Raw genomic sequence first — 21,171 nt, 5'->3', positions numbered from 1 at the left:
TATATATTTCAGTAATAAGATATCACAAAAATAACATAAATGAAATAGTAAACCTAATTTCTGTATCAATATTTTCATTACTACAAAAATTGAGAAACTAACTCTACATATTCATTATACAACTATAAATTTCAAGTAAGAATTTGCAAAGGCAATTACTATTTATACCTTTGTGACTTCAATAGAGAATATGATTTCACTAGAGAATTAGTAACCCGTTAAAAGAGAAATTGATTATGCGTTCATTCATCCTATTTCTTTGTTTAGTCCCCACCCTCCTGTTTGCCCGACAAACTCAACTGGAGACACAGTTGAAAGAAGCCATCAAGGGAAAGAAGGCCGAAATAGGAATAGCTGTCATCATTGACGGGAAAGATACGGTAACTGTCAATAATGATATTCACTATCCACTGATGAGCGTATTCAAGTTTCATCAGGCATTAGCATTGGCAGATTATATGGGAAAACAGAAGCAATCGCTGGAAACCCGGTTACCCATTAAAAAATCGGATTTAAAGCCGGATACTTACAGTCCGCTACGGGATAAATATCCGCAGGGAGGAATTGAAATGAGTATTGCCGACCTGCTAAAATATACACTTCAACAGAGCGACAACAATGCCTGCGATATTCTTTTTGATTATCAAGGAGGTCCGGATGCCGTAAACAAGTATATCCATTCACTAGGAATCCGGGAATGTGTCATTATCGGAACGGAAACTGCCATGCACGAAGACTTGAACCTATGTTATGAAAACTGGACTACTCCGTTAGCAGCAGCCGAATTAGTGGAGATATTCCGTAAGAAACCATTGTTTCCCAAAGTGTACAAAGACTTCATATTTCAAACAATGGTGGAATGTCAAACCGGACAAGACCGTCTGGTCGCTCCGTTGCTCGACAAAAAAGTAACCGTAGGCCATAAAACCGGAACGGGAGATCTTAATGCGAAAGGACAACAAATCGGCTGTAATGACATCGGTTTCGTTCTTTTGCCCGGTGGACGTAGTTACAGCATAGCTGTCTTCGTGAAGGATTCTGAAGAAAACAATCAGGTGAACAGTAAGATTATCGCAGATATTTCCCGTATCGTTTACGAATATGTAATGCAGCATTAAAATGGAGACAAAGTACGTTCGGTACGAATGAAGATTGAAACAAAGTAATAGAAATTAGAAAATTCATTTATATGAAACTACATCATATCGCTATCTGGACTTTTCGTCTGGAAGAATTAAAAGAGTTCTATGTCCGCTTCTTCGGAGGAAAAAGCAACGAAAAATATATCAATCCCAAGAAAGGATTCGAGTCCTATTTTATCTCCTTTGGAGAGGGAACAGACTTGGAACTGATGAGTCGTACAGATGTACAGAACACTCCCATTGAAGAAAACAGGGTTGGACTGACACATTTCGCTTTCACCTTCCCCAGCCGGGAAGAAGTATTACGCTTCACCGAACAAATGCGTTCGGAAGGATATACCATCGCCGGCGAACCGCGTACTTCGGGAGACGGATACTTTGAAAGTGTAGTCCTCGATCCTGATGGAAACCGGATCGAATGTGTATACCGGAAAACAGCAATCGAACCGGAAACTAAAGCTGGAGAGGAGACTGAAATTGAGCCGAAAACTGAAATTGAAAGTATTCCCCCCGTAACGCTCCATACAGAACGTTTATTTCTCCGCCCCTTCGAAGAGAGAGATGCAGAAGCGTTTTTCGCTTGTTGCCAGAACCCGAATCTGGGGAACAACGCCGGATGGCCGCCTCACCGTACATTGGATGAATCCCGCCAGATCCTTCATTCCACATTTATCAATCAGGAGGGTATATGGGCGGTGATGCTAAAAGACACGAAACAACTGATCGGTTCCGTTGGTATTATTCCCGACCCCAAACGGGAAAATCCACAAGTGAGAATGTTGGGTTACTGGCTCGGCGAGACTTATTGGGGCAAAGGATATATGACCGAAGCAGTGCAAGCCGTTCTCAACTATGGCTTTGAAGAATTGCGGCTTAGCCTCATCACAGCTACTTGTTACCCGCACAATAAACGTTCGCAGAAAGTACTGAAAAAGAACGGTTTCATCTACGAAGGTACACTTCATCAGGCAGAACTGACTTACAACGGAAACATCTACGACCACCAGTGTTACTATCTGCCCGGCATCTCCCAACCTACCCCGGAAGATTATGATGAAATCCTCGATGTATGGGAAATGTCCGTTCGCCACACACATGATTTCCTGACGGAAGAACATATCCAGTTTTATAAACCACTGGTGCGGGATCATTATTTACCTGCCGTTGAACTTTTCGTGATCCGGAATGTCAGCGGAAAGATTGCCGCCTTTATGGGACTGAGCGATGAACTGATCGAAATGTTGTTCGTACATCCCGACGAACAAGGAAAAGGATATGGCAAACGATTAATAGAATACGCAAAAGATAAAAAATATATGGATAAAGTAGATGTAAACGAGCAGAATGAAAAGGCACTCCAATTCTATCTCCATTTAGGATTCCAAGTCATCGGCAGAGATGAAACGGACAGCATGGGCAAACCTTTCCCCATTCTTCATTTACAACTGCCGGAAGCTGATTCCGATAATAGAGATTAATTCCCCAAAACACGAAAGTTACATGAACCTACGTGCAAGATTATCCGAACGAGTACACATTGAAGACATCAGAGAGGTACTCCACTTTATACAGGATGATGAACGGCTTAGAGAAGAAATCTACCAACTGATATTCGACGAAGATGCTATCGTCTCCTATCAGGCATTGTGGGTATGTACTCATTTCTCAAAGGCAGATGTAGAATGGTTAAGCGGGAAACAAGACGTATTGATTGACGCTGCCATGACCTGCCCACACTCTGGAAAACGGAGAATGATTCTGAACCTGATATGCCAGCAACCTGCCGCCGATCCGCCACGAGTGGATTTCCTCGATTTCTGCATGGAACGTATGATCTCCCGTGAGGAACCACCGGGCGTACAGTCGCTCTGTATGAAACTGGCTTATCAACTGACACGCTCCATACCGGAACTGCAACAGGAACTACGCACCATGTTGGAAATCATGGAACCCGACTTATTGGTCCCCGCTATCCGCGCTGTGCGAAGAAACACGCTGAAAGCCATACAAGCAAAGAAAAGCTGATTGTTTTCATCGCCTTTTTTTTCATCGTTTGATCAGAGTATATCCAGATGGAAGATCTGGGATATACCCGTCACCGAAATCTGAATACCGATGCAGAAAGTGAAAAAAGCAACAAGCTTATTAATGATTTGATTTCCCACCGGTCCCAACCTCTGAATAAACCTCTGTCCCTGTGAAAGGAAAACGTAAAAGATGGCTGCCATACAAATAATAACAAGTGCAATGACCAAATAATTAATTCCGGTTTGCAGCAACTTGCCTTTAACACTTGCAGACGCCATCAAAGTAAAGATAACCGATATACTGCCCGGCCCGATACTGATAGGAAACGTGATGGGATAAAATATCTTCTGCTCGATGTTTTTCCATCTGAAACCGTCTACATTCTTGCTGGCTTCTTCTTTATCAGACGAACCCGAATCCCCCAACAGCTCCATTGCCGTCTTGCAAATCAGTATTCCACCTCCCAACTGAATAACAGGAATAGCCAGACCGAAAATCAACAGAAACAAATGCCCTATCACCAATGTCCCTACACCGATCATTATAAAATTGAGTGTCAGTTTCTGAATAGCTGCTTTCCGTTGTTGAGGATCGAGGTCTGTAAAGAATCCATTAACGACAAAACCATTCCCCAAAGGATTTATCACCGGAAACAGTGCCATAAACGATGACGAAAATATGATTAGAAGATTGCTTAATGACATAATACCTGTTTTTTGATACTTTATTAATATCTGATATGTATCTAAAACATAAATGGAACGTTATTGTTTTGAGAATATGCTTTTGCGAAAGGAATCCGCATCGGTTGAATTCCTCGTGAAAGCAGCTTATAATAAACCTTTAACTAGAAATTAAAATTATGTGTACAAGAGTCGTTTATTCGGGAAAAAATGGAATGGTGGCAACCGGCCGGTCTATGGATTGGAAAACAGAAATGCATAGTAATCTTTGGGTATTTCCCAAAGGTATGGAAAGAAATGGAGAAACGGGAGCCAACTCCCTGAAATGGACTTCCAAGTATGGCAGTGTGGTGACTTCAGCTTTCGAGATTGCTAGTACGGACGGAATGAATGAGAAAGGGCTGGTTGCCAATCTGCTGTGGCTGCCCGAAACGGAGTATCCGGTCAGAGATCAAACTAAACCGGGACTTGCCATTACCGCATGGGTACAATATATGCTGGATAACTTCGCCAACGTAGAAGAGGCCGTCGCTTTCATCGATGAGAATACTTTCCAAGTGGTATCGGACATGATGCCGGATGGTTCCCGCCTGGCAACCTTGCATTTATCAATTTCCGATGCAACAAGTGATTGTGCGATATTTGAATATACGGGCGGAAAGCTGACTGTCTACCACAGCAAGGAGTACAAAGTGATGACCAACTCCCCTACCTACAACAAACAACTGGCACTAAACGAATACTGGAAATCAATAGGAGGATTGAGCTTCCTGCCCGGAACCAACCGACCGTCCGACCGTTTTGCAAGAGCCAGTTTTTATATCAATGCCCTGCCCCCAACAGATGATGTGAGGATAGCCGTGGCAAGTGTATTCAGCGTTATCCGTAATACTTCTGTTCCTTATGGCATATCCACTCCCGAATTTCCGGAAATTTCCACCACACAATGGAGAACGGTATCGGATAGTAAGAATCTGCTCTACTTCTTCGAATCAAGTCTGACACCTAATACATTCTGGGTAAACCTGCGGGAAACAGACTTGTCGGAAGGAGCTCCGGTACTCAAATTGTCTATCGCCAACGGTGAAACTTATCATGGAAATGCAACGAAAGAGTTTCAACCGGCACAGCCGTTCAGATTTATGGGAGTAAAAGGATAAAATTATCCCCGGAAACGATCCGTCTGAAGCACACCCAAAAAGTTTTTGTATCTAACTCTTGAGACGTATTTCGATCATTTCCGGGGATAAAATCTGTTTCTTTAACAGCTTGCCATTAATTGAAATAATAAAGGAATACAGCAATTCCTTCCAGCGCCTTCTTCGGTTGGTCTTTTATTTCGATAGCAAACTTAATTTCTGCTTTTGCCACACCACGCAGATTGGTCAGTGAGTGCAAAGTAGTCACCAGACGCACGCTCTGTCCTGACAATACAGCCTGACCGAATTTCATCTTATCCATACCGTAGTTAATCATCATCTTCAGGTTATTTACCTGTATAATCTGATTCCACAGATAAGGAAGCATAGACAATGTCAGGTAGCCATGAGCAATCGTGCTATGATAAGGGCTGTCTACTTTCGCACGTTCCGTATCTACATGAATCCATTGATGATCCAGCGTTGCATCAGCAAAAAGATTAATACGTTCCTGCGAGAGTTCCACATAATCGGAAACACCTATCTGTTGGCCTACTAGTTTTTCAAATTCTTCATACGAATTGATAATTACTTTTTCCATAAGTCTTATCGTTTTTATGGGGGTTATTTACTATTAAATTGGGGACAAAAATAGGAAAAATAAACTGATATGCCACCAAATTTATAAATAAAAGCAAGGAATGAAGTATTTAGGTATGTTTTACAAACCGGAAGCCCGTTTCAGTGCTTCTGACAAAATACTGTAACCCTTGCCATTCAAATGTAAATCGTCGAGAGTCAACTCCGGATTCAGCCTGCCATCCAGCAACAAACGGTCGAAAACATCGAGATAGACAATGTCCGTCCCCTGCAATTTCTCGTATATCTTCTGGTTAAGGACACGAATGAATTGATTCACAGCCGTACTGTAATCATCGTAATCATTACGTGGAAAAATACAGAAAAGATATGTTTTCAGTGAAGGGATGGCAAGAACCGCTTTTACATAACGTTCCACATAATCGTCCATATTTTCATCATTCAACCGATAAATATCATTGGTTCCGAATTGAATGACGACTTGGCAATCGGAAGTGTCTACGGTAAAAGACTCCACATAAACCAGTCCTTCACCGGGAGCACCATAGTTCAGACATTCCCATGAAGGAAAGTAGACATCCAATGCCCAAAATGCCATGTGACTGTTGCCAAGAAAGGCAAATTTAGGTTTCTCTCCCATTCTATTCATGTTACTTCATTCGATAATTCACGGATTTACTTTACTTTTGCAAAGGTAATCACATTCATTCATATATATAAACCGATGATACATTTTTTCAAGCAACCTATTTCTCACCTTGAGTTACCGGATAAATTCACTTATCCTTTCCACTATACGCCTCATCCATTGTGCGTGTTGGCAGCGGAAGAAGTGAAAGAATATATCGCGAGCCGAGAAGAATGGCAAGAAGAGTTGGCTTTCGGAAAAATGTTCGGGGTGTTGATTGTACAAAAAGAGAATAAGCAAGAGACTACAAAAAAAGAAGCGGTCAATGAAATTGGTTATCTCGCTGCTTTCTCCGGCAATCTGGCAGGGAAGAATCTGCATCCTTATTTTGTCCCTCCTGTCTACGACTTATTGCAACCGGAAGGATTCTTCAAAATGGAAGAAGAACAAATATCTTCCATCAATATCCGTATTCGTGAATTAGAAAACAGTCGTTCTTATCTCGATTCAAAAGAAAAGTGGAAGACGGAAACGGAACAGGCTAAAGCTATATTGAATCAGGCTAAAGCAGCACTCAAAGCAGCAAAGGAGGCGAGAGAGATTCGCCGCCAATCATCCTCCGCCCTTTCTGAAGAGGAACAAGCCTCCCTGATCCGGGAAAGCCAATACCAGAAAGCGGAATACAAACGACTGGAAAAAGAATGGAAGAAACGATTGGAAGAACTCGAAACGGAAACAAGACACTTCGAGACTGAAATAGAACAACTGAAAACCGAACGGAAGGAACGTTCGGCAGCCTTGCAAAGAAAGTTGTTCGAGCAGTTCCGGATGCTGAATGCCAGAGGAGAAGTGAAAGACCTATACACTATCTTCGAACAGACAGTTCAGAAAGTTCCTCCTGCCGGTGCGGGTGAATGTGCTTTGCCTAAATTGTTGCAATATGCGTATCTTCATCAATTAAAGCCATTGGCTATGGCCGAATTTTGGTGGGGAGACTCTCCTAAAAACGAAATCCGGCATCACGGATATTATTATCCTTCCTGCAAAGGAAAGTGTGAACCTATTTTGCTGCACATGTTGCAAGGACTGGAAGTAGACGAGAATCCGCTGCTAAACTCCATCCATGAGGATGAAGAACTGGAAATCGTATATGAAGATGAATGGCTAGTAGTAGTCAATAAACCGGCAGGAATGTTATCCGTTCCGGGAAAGGCGGAGGACAGAGATTCAGTCTATCATCGCCTGAAAAAGAAGTATCCCGATGCCACCGGACCTATGATTGTACATCGCCTCGATATGGCAACTTCCGGATTATTGCTCGTAGCGAAAACGAAAGAGGTACATCAACATTTACAAGCACAATTTGCTGACAGAAGTATCAAGAAACGCTATACCGCTGTATTGGATGGGGTAACAGCAAGAACAGAGAAGACAGTATCAACGGAAAAGACAACACTACCATTTGGAAGAGCAGGAAGAATCAACCTTCCTCTCTGTTTGAATCCCCTCGACCGCCCCCGGCAAATCGTCAGTAGAGAACATGGGAAAGAAGCGATTACAGAATACCGAATCATCAGTGAATCCGAAAAATATACCCGGATTACTTTCTATCCGTTGACCGGACGAACACACCAATTACGGGTACACGCCGCCCATCCGGAGGGATTGGGTTGCCCCATTCTTGGGGATGAACTTTATGGAAAGAAAGCGGACAGGTTATACCTCCACGCCGAATATATAGAATTCCGTCATCCCATCAGCGGAAAGATTCTATGCATACAGAAAGAGGCCGACTTCTAAGCTGCAACCGTGCTTGTGAACACCTGCTTTTTCAACCTGCGATAAACGTAGATAAATGCCGGCACGAGGAACAAGTCTGCCGCTATCCAAGCCATCGGATCACCGTAGCAGACAGCAACAAAGCCGAATGCAGGCACAGCGTAAATGCTGACAAGAATACGCGCAATCATCTCCGCCACTCCCGAAAACATGGCAAGATTGGTATATCCCACTCCCTGAATCGTGTAGCGCAGGATGCACAACAATCCAAGCATCGGGAAGAACATACAGGAGATATGCAGGAATAGCTCGGTATCCAACAGAATTTCCGTTTCTGACGGATCTACAAAGATCAACGCGAAATATCTGGCTCCCACCATCAGAAGAACGAACGTAAATGCCGCATAAACGATCATCATCAAAGCACTCGCCTTGATTCCCAACCAGATACGTTCCGGTTTCCCCGCCCCATAATTCTGTCCGCTATATGTAGCCATCGCAATTCCCAGACTTTCGAACGTACAGATAAAGAACATTTTGATTCGCATGGCAGATGTAAAAGCAGCCACACACGCCGTTCCCAACGCATTATTCGCACTCTGAAGCATGATACTGCCGATAGCCGTGATAGAGAACTGTAATCCCATAGGCACACCGATGTAAAGCAATGTCTTTGCCAGTTTCGCCTGAAACCGGCGTTCTTTCGGACTACCCTGCAATATTTCAAACTTCCGGTACATATAAATATAACAAAGGACAGCCGACAGCCCCTGCGAAAAGACAGTAGCAATGGCAGCTCCCGCCACTCCCCAGCCGAGTACCAGAATACAGAACAAGTCAAGAATGATATTCAGAACAGCAGCAAACAGCAAAAACCAGAAAGGCGTCTTACTGTCTCCCAACGCACGGATGATGCTTGAAAGAAGATTATAGAAGAAAGTGAAAGGAACACCGATAAACGTTACAAGCAAATAAGCATAAGCTCCTTCGAAAATATTCTCCGGTGTGCGCATAATTCGGAGTATGTCCGCACAAAAGAGACTGGTAACAAGAGCAATGACCACAGACATCCCTGCTGCCAGCTTCAAACTGACGGAAACGTAACTGCGCATCGTACTGTAATCTCGTGCACCAAACTTCTGCGCAACGGGAATCCCGAAACCTCCGCAACATCCATTACAGAATCCGAGAATCAGGAAAACAACCGATGTACTGGCTCCCACAGAAGCTAACGCGTTAATTCCCAAAAACTTTCCTACAATTGCAGCATCAACAAGCGAATACGTTTGTTGTAAGAGATTGCCGAGTAAAAGCGGCAATGTGAACTTTAAAATGAGAGGTAATGCCGGCCCTGCCGTCATTTCTTTAGAAGTTGCCATACGTCTATGTTCCAAAATTGGGCGCAAAGATACGGAAAATTCAAGGAATTAGTTCTCGATTTGCGTTCCTCTTTTAGTTGACATAAATCAATAAATGAGTATGAGAGTATGAATACCCCGGTCTATCGTTTCACCAACCGTTTAGGTGAACCATGCCACGAGCATCCCAAGCAGAAGACTTCTGTCAAATCGAACCCCTCCACCGAATCTTCCGGATATTTGGGAACCACTTCACCATCTTCGAGCACATAAACCAGCAGCCTTTCACCTTGTCCATTCTTCACATACATAGCTGCAATCTTGCATTGCGGACACAATAACTTTTTCATGCCGCAAAGATACAGATTGTTTCCGTCAACAACAAGCTCTTTCTAAGAAGTTTAAGAAGCCCGCTCATGATTTACTGTTTATCTATTCTTCCAGAATCCCGGATAAAACAACAGGAGTACGCTAAACAGCTCCAGACGTCCCACCAGCATCAGAAAAGAGAGTATCCACTTTGCCGGATCAGGTAAAGAATTCCATGAAAATGCAGGTCCGCAAGTTCCCAATCCCGGACCGACATTGCCTATACTCGAAATAACCGTACTGACGGACTCGGTAAAGCCAACTCCCAAAAACAAGAGAACCGTCCACCCAATCAGGATCAGGACCAAATAAAAAGCAAAGAAAATCAGTACGGTAGTTACGATAGAAGAAGACACCGTCTGCTTATTGATACGAACGGGAAGCACGGCATTCGGATGGAGCAGATGCTTGAACTCATTCCGGATGGCACGTGCCACAATCAGCAACCGCATATTCTTGATACCTCCACTGGTAGACCCCGTACATCCTCCCGAAAGCATCGCAATAAACAATAACAACCACGTGAAAGGAGGCCACATATTATAATCGTCCGTAGCAAAACCGCAGGAAGTATGCACCGTAGACACTTGGAACAATGCTTTCCGGAAAGCCAGCTCCCAGTCGTAATGATTTTGAAAGACAAGTGCCAATGTGATAAGGAAAGTCAAAATACCCACCGACGCCAGGAACCAGTGCAACTCTTCATCTTTGAACAAACGACTGACTTTTCCTTTCAAACACATCAGAAACAAAGAGAAGTTGATACTGGAAACAATCATAAAGATAGCCACCACATATTCTATATACGGAGAATTCCAGTAAGAAATACTGTTCTGCTTCGTAGAATATCCTCCCGTAGCAGTAGTGGCAAACGACTGGCAAATGGCATCAAACAAGCTCATGCCCCCAAACATCAATAAGACAGTTTCCGAAATAGTCAGTACCAGATAAATGGTCCATAACCACTTGGCCATAACATTGATTTTCGGATGGGTACGATCGTGTGTCACTCCCGTAGATTCAGCAGAGAAGAGTTGCACTCCTCCGGTGGTAAAGATAGGAAGAATGGCAATCGTAAAAAATACAATCCCCAAACCACCGATCCATTGCGTCAGGCTTCGCCAGAAAAGCATACCGTGGGAAAGGGATTCAATATCATTGAGAATGGTGGCTCCTGTGGTGGTAAACCCGGACATGGTTTCGAAAAAGGCATTGGTTATCGTATCAATGCTTCCGCTGAAATAAAAAGGAAGCATGCCGAAAGAGGTAAAAAACACCCATGAAAGAGTGACTACACAATATCCGTCTCTCCGGCTCATCTTATTCTCCGCTCCCCGTCCGTAGAGCAGTAACAATCCGCCTACCACAGCATTGATGACACAGGTATAAAGAAAGTATTTATAATCACTTTCCCCGTAACCGGCCGACACTCCGGCACAAAGTAAAAACATCCCCAATTCGATGAATAGCAACATACCCAGCACACGCCCTATCATCTTCCGGTTGATCATGCTATTATTCTTACTCCGAATATACAGACTGTTATCTGAAATGTACTCTTCCATAACTCATGAATTATCTTGTATGCTCCCCTCATAGCCAAGAGTATGCCAAAATGAAAAGGATGCTGATAATTCACTTATAATCAATGCAATATTTTTTTCATTATGAAAAAGTAATCTCTAAATACCCTACCAAAATGAAAGGGTGATTTTCAAAATAGAAAAAAGTAGAAGGTGTATTTTAACAGAATACGCCTGTATTTCTGCATAATCTTCGCTATCTTTGTCACTTCAAAGTGTAAAAAGAAAGAGATGACAGCATCACACATTGAACGTGAAAAGAAAACAGTAGAATTGATGATCCGCCTCTATTGCCGGAAAAAAGAAAAAAATACAGTTCTTTGTGCCGACTGTGAAGAGTTGCTTCGCTATGCCCATGCCCGTCTCGACCATTGTCCGTTTGGAGAGAAAAAGGGTGCGTGCAAGGAATGCACCGTACATTGCTACAAGCCTGCCATGCGCGAACGAATGCGGCAAGTGATGCGTTTCTCCGGACCGAGGATGTTGCTTTATGCACCCTGGCAGGCCATACGACATTTATTGAACCTATAACTTACTAAAAAAAATCAGTAATGAAAAAAGCCATTATCATTGGCGCTACCTCCGGCATCGGACAAGAAGTTGCAAAATGTCTGTTACTGGATGGATGGCAAATCGGAGTAGCCGGCAGACGGCAATCCGCTCTCGAAAACCTGCAACGGGCAGCACCGGATCAGATTCAGATTCAAGCGTTGGACGTAACACAGGAAGATGCAGGCGAGAAATTGAATATGCTCATCGACAAGGTGGGCGGCATGGATTTGTTTCTTCTTAGTTCGGGCATCGGTTTCCAAAATACGGAGCTAAATATGGAGGTGGAACTGAACACGGCATACACCAATGTTGAGGGATTTATCCGCATGGTAGATACCGCTTTCATCTATTTCAGGAAAAACGGAGGCGGGCACCTGGCAGTCATCAGCTCCATCGCGGGAACGAAAGGGCTTGGGGTGGCTCCTGCCTACTCTGCCACCAAACGTTTCCAGAACACTTACATAGATGCTCTCGAACAACTTTCATATTTACAAAAACTAAATATCCGTTTTACCGATATCCGTCCCGGATTTGTTGCCACCGATTTGCTGAATGACGGAAAACATTATCCGATGTTGATGGACGCAGCCAAAGTGGGACGCCACATTGCCTGGTCACTGGAGCGGAAACAACGGATAGTGGTGATCGACTGGCGCTACCGGATACTGGTCTTTTTCTGGAAAATGATTCCCCGCTGGATGTGGAAACGATTGCCTGTAACATAAACTTATAATCTAACTAAAAAATGGAACAAAAATTTTGTCAAAGTTGCGGTATGCCGATAGACGACTCAACTTTTGGAAAAGAAGCAAATGGTAGCAAGAACGAAGATTATTGCCACTATTGCTATGCGGACGGACATTTCACGAAAGAGTGCACCATGGACGAGATGATCGAACATAATCTAAATTTTCTTAACGAGTTCAATAAAGATTCGAAAGTAAAATACACGGTGGAGGAAGCACGGAAAGCGATGAAAGAGTACTTTCCACAGTTGAAGAGGTGGAAACAGTAATTGAGAAATAAAAAGAGCTTTCAGGCATGAATACATATTCAGACCTGAAAGCTTATCTACTTATTTTCTTTTATAAAATCCGTAAAGTTCGACCAGTCTTCTACACGAAACGCACGGAGATCACGAACTGACGCCTGAAACCAAGGAATACGTTTCAATGCATCAATTGCACGAAAAAGATTTGCCATATCAGTTTTCTCTGTTAGATATACACTACCCTGCGTATTATAAAACTCATACTGACGCAACACTTTATTTATTTCAAAATAGGCATTGTTATAAGGCTCTCCATAATTGGCACGTAGGTCTGTAATGACCATATCAAAGGCTATTGCATACATACATTATCCTCATTTACAGGAATAAAATATTTCTGCTCACCAAAGAAAATACGGTTAAATTTATCACGAATCGCTATAACTAAGCCTTTGAACGGATTATGTTCAATATCAATTACTGTACCCTCTATCCATTCATCGAGTCCCGTTAACCTAGGATCCACTTTTACCTTTTCACCTTCTTTTATCATAACACTATTTTTCTTCATTGATTTCCAATTACAAAGATAATATTATTTCCTTTTCCGACGAATCAAAAGCGAGTATTTAACCATTTATTTCCGGGTGTCTTTCCAACCACTTCACTGCATAAGAGCATGTTGCTTTCGGCTTCATCCCGTTAGCTAATGCATAGGCGTAAGCAGCTTTCACCAAAGCAGCGGCAATCCCCCGCCCTTCAATGGGTTGTGGCACAATTGTGTGGATAATATCAAGAGAATCACCTATCAGGCGATATTGTACAAAGGCGGTGCGACCGTCTACTTCTGTCTTGAACAATTTTTGTTCGGGTTGATGAATAATTTCGTAATCCATAATTTCTGTTGTTTTAAAATTGTCTCATTGTTCGTCAGGCACTCCGGCAAAATAATCTTAGGTTATCAGGCACAGATTGCGATCAGAATTGCTCGATCCACTTCAACTGGCTCGTATCGTATCCACGACGTTCGGCAGCAGTGACGAGTTTCTTCTTGATTTCTTCCGGCAGTTGGGGTGTACGGCTTAGTATCCAGAGATATTTATCGGTACTGCTGCCTACCAGGGCATAGTTGTAATTCTCTTCATCCAGCTCCAAGACGTAATAGTCAGAATAGAAGCTAAGGAAGAAAGACACTTTCAGTTTACCCGGCTGTGCGGGATCGGGTATCTTGGCGTGTCCGTTGGCAGTCTTGCAGATGTCGTAAGGAGAATTACGTTTGCATCCCCGGTTCTCTACACGAATCATGCCGTCGGGACGAAGCGTGTAAGTAGCCGTGACGTCTACAAGTCCATGTTCAAAACGGTTCTCATAACGGGCTATTTCATACCAGAGTCCCATATACCGGTGCAAGTCGAGAGAGGTAACCGTACTGTGATCCGTACCTCTGAAAAGACGTTCGACATTGGAAATGGAGAAATGAAATCCCGCTTCCGTCAGACGCGTAGGGCGGACTCTCTGACCGGCAGTCAGAAAAGAGGCAGCTTCACCATATAAGATTCGGAAAACTTTTTGAGGAACCACAATCGTTGTCCATGCCTGATAAGCCTTTCCCATCGCATGGGTAAAAGCATTTTGCGAGATCTGTTGCGGGGCAACCAAGTTATATACACCACGTGTTTCTTCGTGAGTGATAAAGAATTCCATTGCACGACAAAGGTCGTGTATCGATATCCATGGAAAAGCTTGCGTACCGGGACCGATGGCGGTGGCTATCTTTGTGGCCTGTAAAGGACGAAGCATCTGCTGCATCGCTCCCCCATCCGGAGAAAGCACTACGCCGAAGCGTGTAATAACGAGCCTGGTAGGTTCGGGACAGTGTCTCGCTTCCTTTTCCCACGCATAGCAAAGATCGGACAGAAAGCCTTCTCCACGGGTACGGGTATATTCGTCCACCTCCGCTTCCGAAGGATAATAGCCTACGGCGGAAGCCGAAATCATCAGTTTCGGTTTCGTCTTGACTGCGTTCAAAGCGCGGATAATACGATTGGTTACGACAATACGACTATTGAAAAGCTCCTGTTTATATTCCGGTGTCCAACGCTTATTGATAGGTGCACCTGCCAGATTGATGACAACATCGCAATGGGTCAATGTCTGAATCAAATAACCGGACATACCTTCGCGAAACATCGACCTTCCCAGAGGAATGATCCGGTGTCCGCCCTTTTCTGTGAGATAATTAGAAAGATGTTTACCGATATATCCGGTAGCTCCGGTCATTGCTATATTCATCTTGATTCATTGTTTATTTAACTCTATTAGAAAAACGTATAAAATGCAAGAAAAGTTCTTTGAAAAAGGCAAAATGAGGTTATCTTTGCAAGGTAGACTTAAACATTGAAGCATCCAAAAAGGTTATAAAATGAAAAGACGAATGAAAATCAACTATATTCTTACACTTATATTAGTATTTTGCATCGGTGCTTCCATCCCTGTATTGACAGGCAGCAGCCAAGTGAACGAACAACATTCCGCTAAATCGGAAGTGCCGTATTGCGTTACTCCGCCTACCGTTCCCACACAAGTCACCTTCGACGGGGAAACGATTGATCTCCGGCGCTACGACCGCCGCGAACGGATGGACCGCGAGATGATGGCCTTCACCTATATGCATTCCACCACCATGCTATTGATAAAGCGTGCCAACCGTTACTTCCCCATCGTGGAACCGATACTGAAAGCAAACGGCATTCCTGATGACTTCAAATACCTGATGGTCATCGAAAGCAACCTGAACAACATTGCACGCTCTCCGGCAGGAGCAGCGGGTCTGTGGCAATTTATGCCTGCCACCGGACGGGAATTCGGGCTGGAAGTGAACGATAACGTAGACGAGCGTTACCATATTGAAAAAGCAACCGTTGCCGCCTGCAAATACTTCAAACAAGCGTATGCCAAATATGGCGACTGGATGGCTGTCTCCGCTGCCTATAACGCCGGACAGGGACGTATCTCCTCCCAACTCGAAAAGCAGTTGGCAAATCATGCCATGGACTTATGGCTGGTAGAGGAAACTTCCCGCTATATGTTCCGCCTGCTGGCAGCCAAAGAGATATTCAATAACCCGCAACGTTACGGATTCCTCTTGAAACGGGAACATCTGTATCCGCCTATTCCTTATAAAGAGGTAACCGTCAACACTTCTATCGACGATCTGAACGACTACGCAAAGTCACAGGGAATCACCTATGCCCAACTCCGTGATGCCAATCCCTGGCTGCGCGACACTTCATTGAAAAACAAGACCGGAAAGACATACATTCTCTATATTCCTACACAAGAGGGAATGTATTACAACCCGCAAAAAACCGTTGCCTATAATAAACAGTGGGTCATCGACTAAAAAGGCTTTTTCTTTAATTCCGGCCAAACACTATTGATATGAAACTGAAAGAAAGAATCCATCTTTTTTTGCATGACGAGAAACTGAAACGAAAGTTGTACGTCATCATCTTCGAATCGGACACCCCTGCCGGGAAATTGTTCGACGTGATTCTTATCGGCTGTATTCTGGTCAGCGTATTGCTCGTTATCATCGAAAGCCTGAAAGGACTTCCCACCTATCTGACGACTCCGTTCGTCATTATGGAGTTCCTTTTCACCGGCTTTTTTACTTTCGAATATCTGACGAGGATTTACTGTTCACCCCGTCCCCGGAAATACATATTCAGCTTTTTCGGTATCGTAGACCTATTGGCCACGCTGCCTCTTTACATCGGTCTGCTTTTTCCGGGCGCCCGCTATCTACTCATCATCCGCGCCTTCCGCCTGATACGTGTGTTCCGCGTCTTCAAGCTTTTCAACTTTCTGAATGAGGGGGAACGGCTGCTCACTGCCTTGCGTGAAAGTAGTAAGAAGATTGCAGTGTTCTTCTTGTTTGTCGTCATTCTGGTGACTTCCATCGGAACGCTAATGTATATGATTGAAGGAACGCAACCCAACTCCCAGTTCAACAATATCCCGAACAGCATCTATTGGGCTATCGTCACCATGACTACCGTAGGTTATGGAGATATTACTCCCGCCACCGGCCTCGGAAAATTCCTTTCCGCCTGTGTCATGCTGATCGGTTACACGATTATCGCCGTACCCACAGGTATCGTATCTGCCTCCATGATGAAAGAGTATAAACGCAGGAGAGACAAAGAATGTCCCAACTGCCATCGCTCCGGACACGAAGATAATGCAGAGTTTTGCAAATATTGCGGCCACAGCCTGGACCCATCCGAAACCAAAGCGGAAGAGAAATAAGTCCTCTATGATCTACGCCGGACGAAATGCTCGAATAAGACAATGAAAACGCATCCCACAGCATAGCAGGCAATATCTCCCCAATCGAACGTAGAACCCAGCACAATTCGGGCTACACGGTTCGTAACGCCCAATGTTTCCACCAGTTGGAAGTATTGCAACACTTCTACGAAACAGGCAAAAAGAAAGACATAAAACGGCATCCGCGGAATCCCCGTCGGTAGAAAGATACGTACAAAGCTATATACCAGCACTACAACCAGCATATCTCCGACATAGGGACGTATGAAACGGTCGCGCACATACAAAGCTATCAACACCTCAATACAGAAGATCACCAGAAAGCTGATTATATAAAAAAATCTTTTCTTCATTATTTGCTCGGTCGCGGGATTAAACATTTATTTGAATCTGCGAATATACGATAAAATGAATTGGATACGTTCAAATATTGCTAAATGATTGATACAAAAAGGGGAAATAATTGTATATTTATAGTCCTAAGCATTTTTCCACAAACAATAAAAAACAGAAAGGAGATTGAACACATGATGTTGAATATGGATTTTGTAATCCGTTTATTGGTTGCCGGAATACTGGGAGCCATCATCGGACTGGATCGTGAATACCGTGCCAAAGAAGCCGGATACCGCACTCATTTTCTCGTGTCGCTAGGTAGTGCTTTGATTATGATCGTTTCCCAATACGGATTTCAAGAAATTATAAAAGAAAGTAGTGTCACACTTGATCCCAGTCGGGTGGCGGCACAGGTTGTCAGCGGTATCGGGTTTATCGGTGCAGGAACCATCATCTTTCAAAAACAGATTGTACGCGGACTGACTACCGCCGCAGGGATCTGGGCAACAGCAGGTATCGGCCTGGCGGTAGGTGCAGGAATGTACACCATCAGCATTGCCGCCACGATATTGACCCTCGTCGGACTGGAACTACTTAGCTATCTATTTAAAAGCATCGGAATGAAAAGCTCAATGGTTTCTTTCTCAACTCCCAACAAAGACATACTGAAACAGATAGCGGACAGATTCAACTCTAAAGACTACCTGATAGTCTCTTACGAGATGGAAACGCTACACACGGGCGAAGCAGAATCTTATCAGGTTACCATGGTTATCAAGTCGAAACGAAATAATGATGAAGGGCATCTGCTTTCGCTGATACAGGAATTTCCGGATGTAACGGTGCAGCGAATTGAATAGTCAGACTTTCGCTCCTCTCCCAAAATGGAAATCTACTTCTGCTTTTCCGTCAGATACTTCCAATAACGTACAGGCATATCCTGCCTGTGCTTTCTCGGATTCATGCGTTCTTTGATACAAATGGCCTTGAAATATGTCTTCCAAAGTTGTTGGAAAAGCTTCTCATCCTTGTCCATCAGGCTTTCGTCCAGCATCCCCGTAATCAAATGGGATTCACGGCTGTCATCATCAAACGAGATAGTCGTCACCTCCTGCAAATCATAATAAAATCCGTAACGGCGTTTCATGTCGTAAATAATCCACTTCTGATCGGCAAAACGATCTTTGAAATGGTGAACGGTCAGCGGGAGCGCATTATACTGCGGTTCGAAAGCGGCAAAGAATGTACCGTCGGCAGCTTTCTGAAAACGGACAAACTGCATCAAGTGCACACGTTCGCCATCCACTTTTTTCCATATTTGCGCTAATTGCAAAACATCCGGATCACCAAAGTTGGTTTCAATAGAGCGGGGTGCATCAATTGCTTTACGGATATATCGAAAAATAAGTATTCCTATTTCCGGAAGTTCCGACAGCCAACTTTGCGTGAGGCAACCCAAAGCAGAAGAGGAAACTTTCTTCTGCAATCCCCGCCACACACGCCCGGCCTTTTCTTCATCGGTCACTACCGTATGCAGCTCATCACAAAATAAAGGCAAAGCATCTCCTTCCGACAGCAAAGCATCGGGAAAGGTCTTGCGGAAATAGGCGTCAAATACGGCCGTCAGCAGCCCATCAAAGGTTTTATCATAAATATAAACACTAAACATATTTACTATTAGACAATTCACAATTTACTATTTAAGTTACTATTAGACGATCTACGCTTGGTATCACTTTTGAAATCATTAACGTCCGATGCATACATGATATTTTACAATGCTAACTTAAATAGTAAATAGTAAATCGTCTAATAGTAAATTATTCTTATTCGCCAAAATCAAGCAACAACTGCCGTTCATCCACTTTCTTTTTCGGTTTCGGCAACAACAGACTGCGTACCCGTTGCGGAGAAAGTTCGTTCACCGTCTGCATCTGGAGAGGCAGTTCTTTGCAAGTGATGAAATATTGCGCTTTCTTCATTACTACTCCTATCTTCTTCAGTTCATAAAATCCCAGCCGCGAAAAACGACGGGAAGCAACAATTAGTTTCGCCGACTTCACCCCTACTCCCGGCACACGGAGCAACATTTCGTAGTCCGCCTTATTGATGTCGACAGGGAACTGTTCGGGATGGCGCAAAGCCCACGAGAGTTTCGGGTCTATCTCGAGATCGAGATCCGGATAGGAATCATCCACAATCTCATCTACCTTGAATTGATAAAAACGCAATAACCAGTCAGCCTGATAGAGGCGGTTTTCACGTACTAAAGGCGGCTGTTTCAATGCCGGAAGGCGCTTATCATACGTATTCACAGAGACGTAGCCCGAGTAATAGACACGTTTCATGGTAGGGCGCCCGTAAAGTGCCGACGAAAGAAAAAGAATATCTTTATCTGATTCGGAGGTAGCTCCCACAATCACTTGGGTACTTTGTCCTGCAGGTGCGAAACGGGGTGCGTGGCGAAACTTCTGCCGTTCTTCTTTGCTCTCCAACACGCCTTGTTGAATGTATTTCATCGGAGCAAATACGCTTTTGTGATCCTTCTCCGGCGCCAGAAGTTTCAGGTTTTCTTCTTTGGGAATTTCGACGTTGACACTAAGGCGATCGGCATACAACCCGGCTTCATTCACCAATTCGCGACTGGCTCCGGGAATACTCTTGAGATGGATATAACCGTTAAAACGGTACACTTGCCGCAAATCTTTGGCTACACGCACAAGTCTCTCCATGGTATAGTCCGGATTACGGACCACTCCGGAACTAAGAAACAACCCTTCGATATAATTACGACGGTAGAATTCCATCGTCAGCTCCACCAACTCCGAAACGGAAAAAGTAGCGCGGGGAAGATCGTTGCTACGGCGGTTGACGCAATAGGCACAATCGTAAATGCAATAATTGGTAAGCATGATTTTCAATAGCGAGATACACCGTCCGTCCTCGGCAAAACTATGGCATATCCCCCATCCTCCCACAGTGTTTCCCAGCGTTCCCGGCTTATTGGAACGCACCGTACCACTGGAAGAACAGGAAACATCGTATTTGGCAGATTCTGCAAGTATCTTCAGTTTAGCTAAGACGTTTTCGTTCATCATTCCCAATCTTGATTCTTTTCGCAAATATACGATTTAATTTGAGATAGATATTCAATATGAATCAATACTATATTAAAACCTTATCAGTCGTTTCTTCACGAGTCATGCAATGAATTGCTACATACAAAGATCCCCCTTTCTACTTAAACAATTGTCACTATCTGTACTAAAACAATTAAAACTCATTCCACATTAAACCCAAAAGAGGGCATATCGCTTCACGATATGCCCTCTCTTTTTTCTGATATCTTAGTAGTCTTCTAACTATTATTTCTTAGAAGCTTCCAAAGATGCTTTACGGAATTCTTTCATTGCTTTTTCGATTTCCAAAGAAGCCTTACGAGCACGAGTTCCTGCTGCTTTGTTACCGTTTTCGATCTGTGCGTTAGCATCTTTTGAGAAGTCAGCATAAAGAGCTGCTACCTTTTCTACCAATTCTTTCATAATCCTTTTATTTTTTTCGTTAATAATGTGCCGCAAAAATACACTGTTTCCCGAAATAAAAGCATAAAATCAATATTTTTTTTGAAATAATCTTCGAAAAATATCTAAA

The 21,171-nt window shown here is 43.6% G+C and carries 25 protein-coding genes; 11 read left to right on the top strand and 14 right to left on the bottom strand.

Annotation, left to right across the window (positions count from 1 at the left end):
- The first annotated feature begins 236 nt into the window (after window positions 1-236).
- From bla to I2I13_RS07520, 3 genes are all read left to right on the top strand, one after another.
- A complete protein-coding gene (bla, locus tag I2I13_RS07530) occupies window positions 237-1,118 on the top strand; it encodes a class A beta-lactamase, subclass A2 (protein WP_195649206.1) in 882 nt (293 codons plus the stop codon).
- Window positions 1,119-1,189: 71 nt separating this feature from the next.
- Window positions 1,190-2,620, top strand: a complete 1,431-nt coding sequence (locus I2I13_RS07525; protein ID WP_195649205.1) for a GNAT family N-acetyltransferase — start codon at window positions 1,190-1,192, stop codon at window positions 2,618-2,620.
- A 22-nt stretch (window positions 2,621-2,642) separates the two neighbouring features.
- Complete coding sequence (locus I2I13_RS07520) at window positions 2,643-3,167, top strand: hypothetical protein (RefSeq protein WP_148364486.1); 525 nt, start codon at window positions 2,643-2,645, stop codon at window positions 3,165-3,167.
- A 32-nt stretch (window positions 3,168-3,199) separates the two neighbouring features.
- On the opposite strand, the gene I2I13_RS07515 is transcribed toward I2I13_RS07520, so the two are convergent.
- Entirely contained in the window at window positions 3,200-3,874 is a 675-nt protein-coding gene (locus I2I13_RS07515) for a MarC family protein (protein WP_148364485.1), read from the bottom strand.
- A gap of 158 nt (window positions 3,875-4,032) precedes the next feature.
- Here I2I13_RS07515 and I2I13_RS07510 point away from each other — a divergent pair, with 158 nt between their 5' ends.
- The gene (locus I2I13_RS07510; RefSeq protein ID WP_004304821.1) at window positions 4,033-5,013 is read left to right on the top strand and encodes a linear amide C-N hydrolase; all 981 of its coding nucleotides are present in this window, start codon (window positions 4,033-4,035) and stop codon (window positions 5,011-5,013) included.
- A 115-nt stretch (window positions 5,014-5,128) separates the two neighbouring features.
- On the opposite strand, the gene I2I13_RS07505 is transcribed toward I2I13_RS07510, so the two are convergent.
- Entirely contained in the window at window positions 5,129-5,593 is a 465-nt protein-coding gene (locus tag I2I13_RS07505; RefSeq protein WP_004301986.1) for a MaoC family dehydratase, read from the bottom strand.
- Window positions 5,594-5,713: 120 nt separating this feature from the next.
- Window positions 5,714-6,241 (bottom strand): GDSL-type esterase/lipase family protein, encoded by a 528-nt coding sequence (locus I2I13_RS07500; RefSeq protein ID WP_195649204.1) that lies wholly within the window; start codon window positions 6,239-6,241, stop codon window positions 5,714-5,716.
- A gap of 75 nt (window positions 6,242-6,316) precedes the next feature.
- On the opposite strand from I2I13_RS07500, the gene I2I13_RS07495 reads away from it, so the two are divergent.
- The gene (locus I2I13_RS07495; RefSeq protein WP_195649203.1) at window positions 6,317-8,020 is read left to right on the top strand and encodes an RluA family pseudouridine synthase; all 1,704 of its coding nucleotides are present in this window, start codon (window positions 6,317-6,319) and stop codon (window positions 8,018-8,020) included.
- On the opposite strand, the gene I2I13_RS07490 is transcribed toward I2I13_RS07495, so the two are convergent.
- From I2I13_RS07490 to I2I13_RS07480, 3 genes are all read right to left on the bottom strand, one after another.
- The gene (locus I2I13_RS07490) at window positions 8,017-9,378 is read right to left on the bottom strand and encodes an MATE family efflux transporter (RefSeq protein WP_148364481.1); all 1,362 of its coding nucleotides are present in this window, start codon (window positions 9,376-9,378) and stop codon (window positions 8,017-8,019) included. The genes I2I13_RS07495 and I2I13_RS07490 overlap by 4 nt on opposite strands.
- A 122-nt stretch (window positions 9,379-9,500) precedes the next feature.
- Window positions 9,501-9,707, bottom strand: a complete 207-nt coding sequence (locus tag I2I13_RS07485) for a hypothetical protein (protein WP_148364480.1) — start codon at window positions 9,705-9,707, stop codon at window positions 9,501-9,503.
- 78 nt (window positions 9,708-9,785) lie between these two features.
- Window positions 9,786-11,291 (bottom strand): TrkH family potassium uptake protein, encoded by a 1,506-nt coding sequence (locus I2I13_RS07480; RefSeq protein WP_195649202.1) that lies wholly within the window; start codon window positions 11,289-11,291, stop codon window positions 9,786-9,788.
- Between the two features lie 249 nt (window positions 11,292-11,540).
- Between I2I13_RS07480 and I2I13_RS07475 the strand changes: the two genes are divergently transcribed.
- The 3 genes from I2I13_RS07475 to I2I13_RS07465 are packed head-to-tail and all read left to right on the top strand — an operon-like array spanning window position 11,541 to window position 12,876.
- Window positions 11,541-11,840 carry a nitrous oxide-stimulated promoter family protein gene (locus tag I2I13_RS07475; RefSeq protein WP_074557894.1) on the top strand — a complete coding sequence of 100 codons (300 nt, stop codon included), beginning with the start codon at window positions 11,541-11,543 and terminating at the stop codon, window positions 11,838-11,840.
- A 20-nt stretch (window positions 11,841-11,860) separates the two neighbouring features.
- Window positions 11,861-12,586 (top strand): SDR family NAD(P)-dependent oxidoreductase, encoded by a 726-nt coding sequence (locus tag I2I13_RS07470; RefSeq protein WP_074557892.1) that lies wholly within the window; start codon window positions 11,861-11,863, stop codon window positions 12,584-12,586.
- A 20-nt stretch (window positions 12,587-12,606) separates the two neighbouring features.
- On the top strand, window positions 12,607-12,876 hold the full coding sequence (locus tag I2I13_RS07465) for a zinc ribbon domain-containing protein (protein WP_074557890.1): 270 nt from the start codon (window positions 12,607-12,609) through the stop codon (window positions 12,874-12,876).
- A gap of 56 nt (window positions 12,877-12,932) precedes the next feature.
- Here the strand turns inward: I2I13_RS07465 and I2I13_RS07460 are convergent, their stop codons facing one another.
- The 4 genes from I2I13_RS07460 to I2I13_RS07445 all read right to left on the bottom strand — a co-directional run bounded on the left by I2I13_RS07460 (window position 12,933) and on the right by I2I13_RS07445 (window position 15,144).
- Window positions 12,933-13,217, bottom strand: coding sequence for a virulence protein (locus I2I13_RS07460; protein WP_004301975.1), 285 nt, complete (start codon window positions 13,215-13,217; stop codon window positions 12,933-12,935).
- Complete coding sequence (locus tag I2I13_RS07455) at window positions 13,205-13,423, bottom strand: hypothetical protein (protein ID WP_004301974.1); 219 nt, start codon at window positions 13,421-13,423, stop codon at window positions 13,205-13,207. The genes I2I13_RS07460 and I2I13_RS07455 overlap by 13 nt, the downstream gene beginning before the upstream one ends.
- A gap of 58 nt (window positions 13,424-13,481) precedes the next feature.
- Window positions 13,482-13,748: a GNAT family N-acetyltransferase gene (locus I2I13_RS07450; RefSeq protein ID WP_004301973.1), complete on the bottom strand. Its 267-nt coding sequence runs from the start codon at window positions 13,746-13,748 to the stop codon at window positions 13,482-13,484.
- A gap of 82 nt (window positions 13,749-13,830) precedes the next feature.
- Window positions 13,831-15,144 carry a TIGR01777 family oxidoreductase gene (locus tag I2I13_RS07445; protein WP_195649201.1) on the bottom strand — a complete coding sequence of 438 codons (1,314 nt, stop codon included), beginning with the start codon at window positions 15,142-15,144 and terminating at the stop codon, window positions 13,831-13,833.
- 130 nt (window positions 15,145-15,274) lie between these two features.
- Here I2I13_RS07445 and I2I13_RS07440 point away from each other — a divergent pair, with 130 nt between their 5' ends.
- Window positions 15,275-16,255, top strand: a complete 981-nt coding sequence (locus I2I13_RS07440) for a lytic transglycosylase domain-containing protein (protein ID WP_195649200.1) — start codon at window positions 15,275-15,277, stop codon at window positions 16,253-16,255.
- Between the two features lie 38 nt (window positions 16,256-16,293).
- Window positions 16,294-17,163 (top strand): ion transporter, encoded by an 870-nt coding sequence (locus I2I13_RS07435; RefSeq protein ID WP_074557882.1) that lies wholly within the window; start codon window positions 16,294-16,296, stop codon window positions 17,161-17,163.
- Window positions 17,164-17,168: 5 nt separating this feature from the next.
- Here the strand turns inward: I2I13_RS07435 and I2I13_RS07430 are convergent, their stop codons facing one another.
- Window positions 17,169-17,537 carry a DUF2809 domain-containing protein gene (locus I2I13_RS07430; RefSeq protein ID WP_074637904.1) on the bottom strand — a complete coding sequence of 123 codons (369 nt, stop codon included), beginning with the start codon at window positions 17,535-17,537 and terminating at the stop codon, window positions 17,169-17,171.
- Between the two features lie 174 nt (window positions 17,538-17,711).
- Here I2I13_RS07430 and I2I13_RS07425 point away from each other — a divergent pair, with 174 nt between their 5' ends.
- A complete protein-coding gene (locus I2I13_RS07425) occupies window positions 17,712-18,380 on the top strand; it encodes an MgtC/SapB family protein (protein WP_195649199.1) in 669 nt (222 codons plus the stop codon).
- 32 nt (window positions 18,381-18,412) lie between these two features.
- Here I2I13_RS07425 and I2I13_RS07420 read toward each other — a convergent pair whose 3' ends face one another.
- The 3 genes from I2I13_RS07420 to I2I13_RS07410 form a co-directional block, all read right to left on the bottom strand.
- Window positions 18,413-19,189 (bottom strand): TIGR03915 family putative DNA repair protein, encoded by a 777-nt coding sequence (locus I2I13_RS07420; protein WP_148364579.1) that lies wholly within the window; start codon window positions 19,187-19,189, stop codon window positions 18,413-18,415.
- A 157-nt stretch (window positions 19,190-19,346) separates the two neighbouring features.
- A complete protein-coding gene (locus I2I13_RS07415) occupies window positions 19,347-20,615 on the bottom strand; it encodes a putative DNA modification/repair radical SAM protein (RefSeq protein WP_004304808.1) in 1,269 nt (422 codons plus the stop codon).
- A 270-nt stretch (window positions 20,616-20,885) separates the two neighbouring features.
- Window positions 20,886-21,062, bottom strand: coding sequence for a histone H1 (locus I2I13_RS07410; RefSeq protein WP_004301965.1), 177 nt, complete (start codon window positions 21,060-21,062; stop codon window positions 20,886-20,888).
- Between the last annotated feature and the right edge of the window lie 109 nt (window positions 21,063-21,171).

This window comes from Bacteroides sp. D55t1_190419_B8 (assembly GCF_015558905.1).
In the GTDB taxonomy this organism is placed as follows: Bacteria; Bacteroidota; Bacteroidia; order Bacteroidales; family Bacteroidaceae; genus Bacteroides; species Bacteroides vicugnae.
Note: the sequence above shows the minus strand (reverse complement) of the source record. Positions and strands in the feature narration are given on the sequence as shown.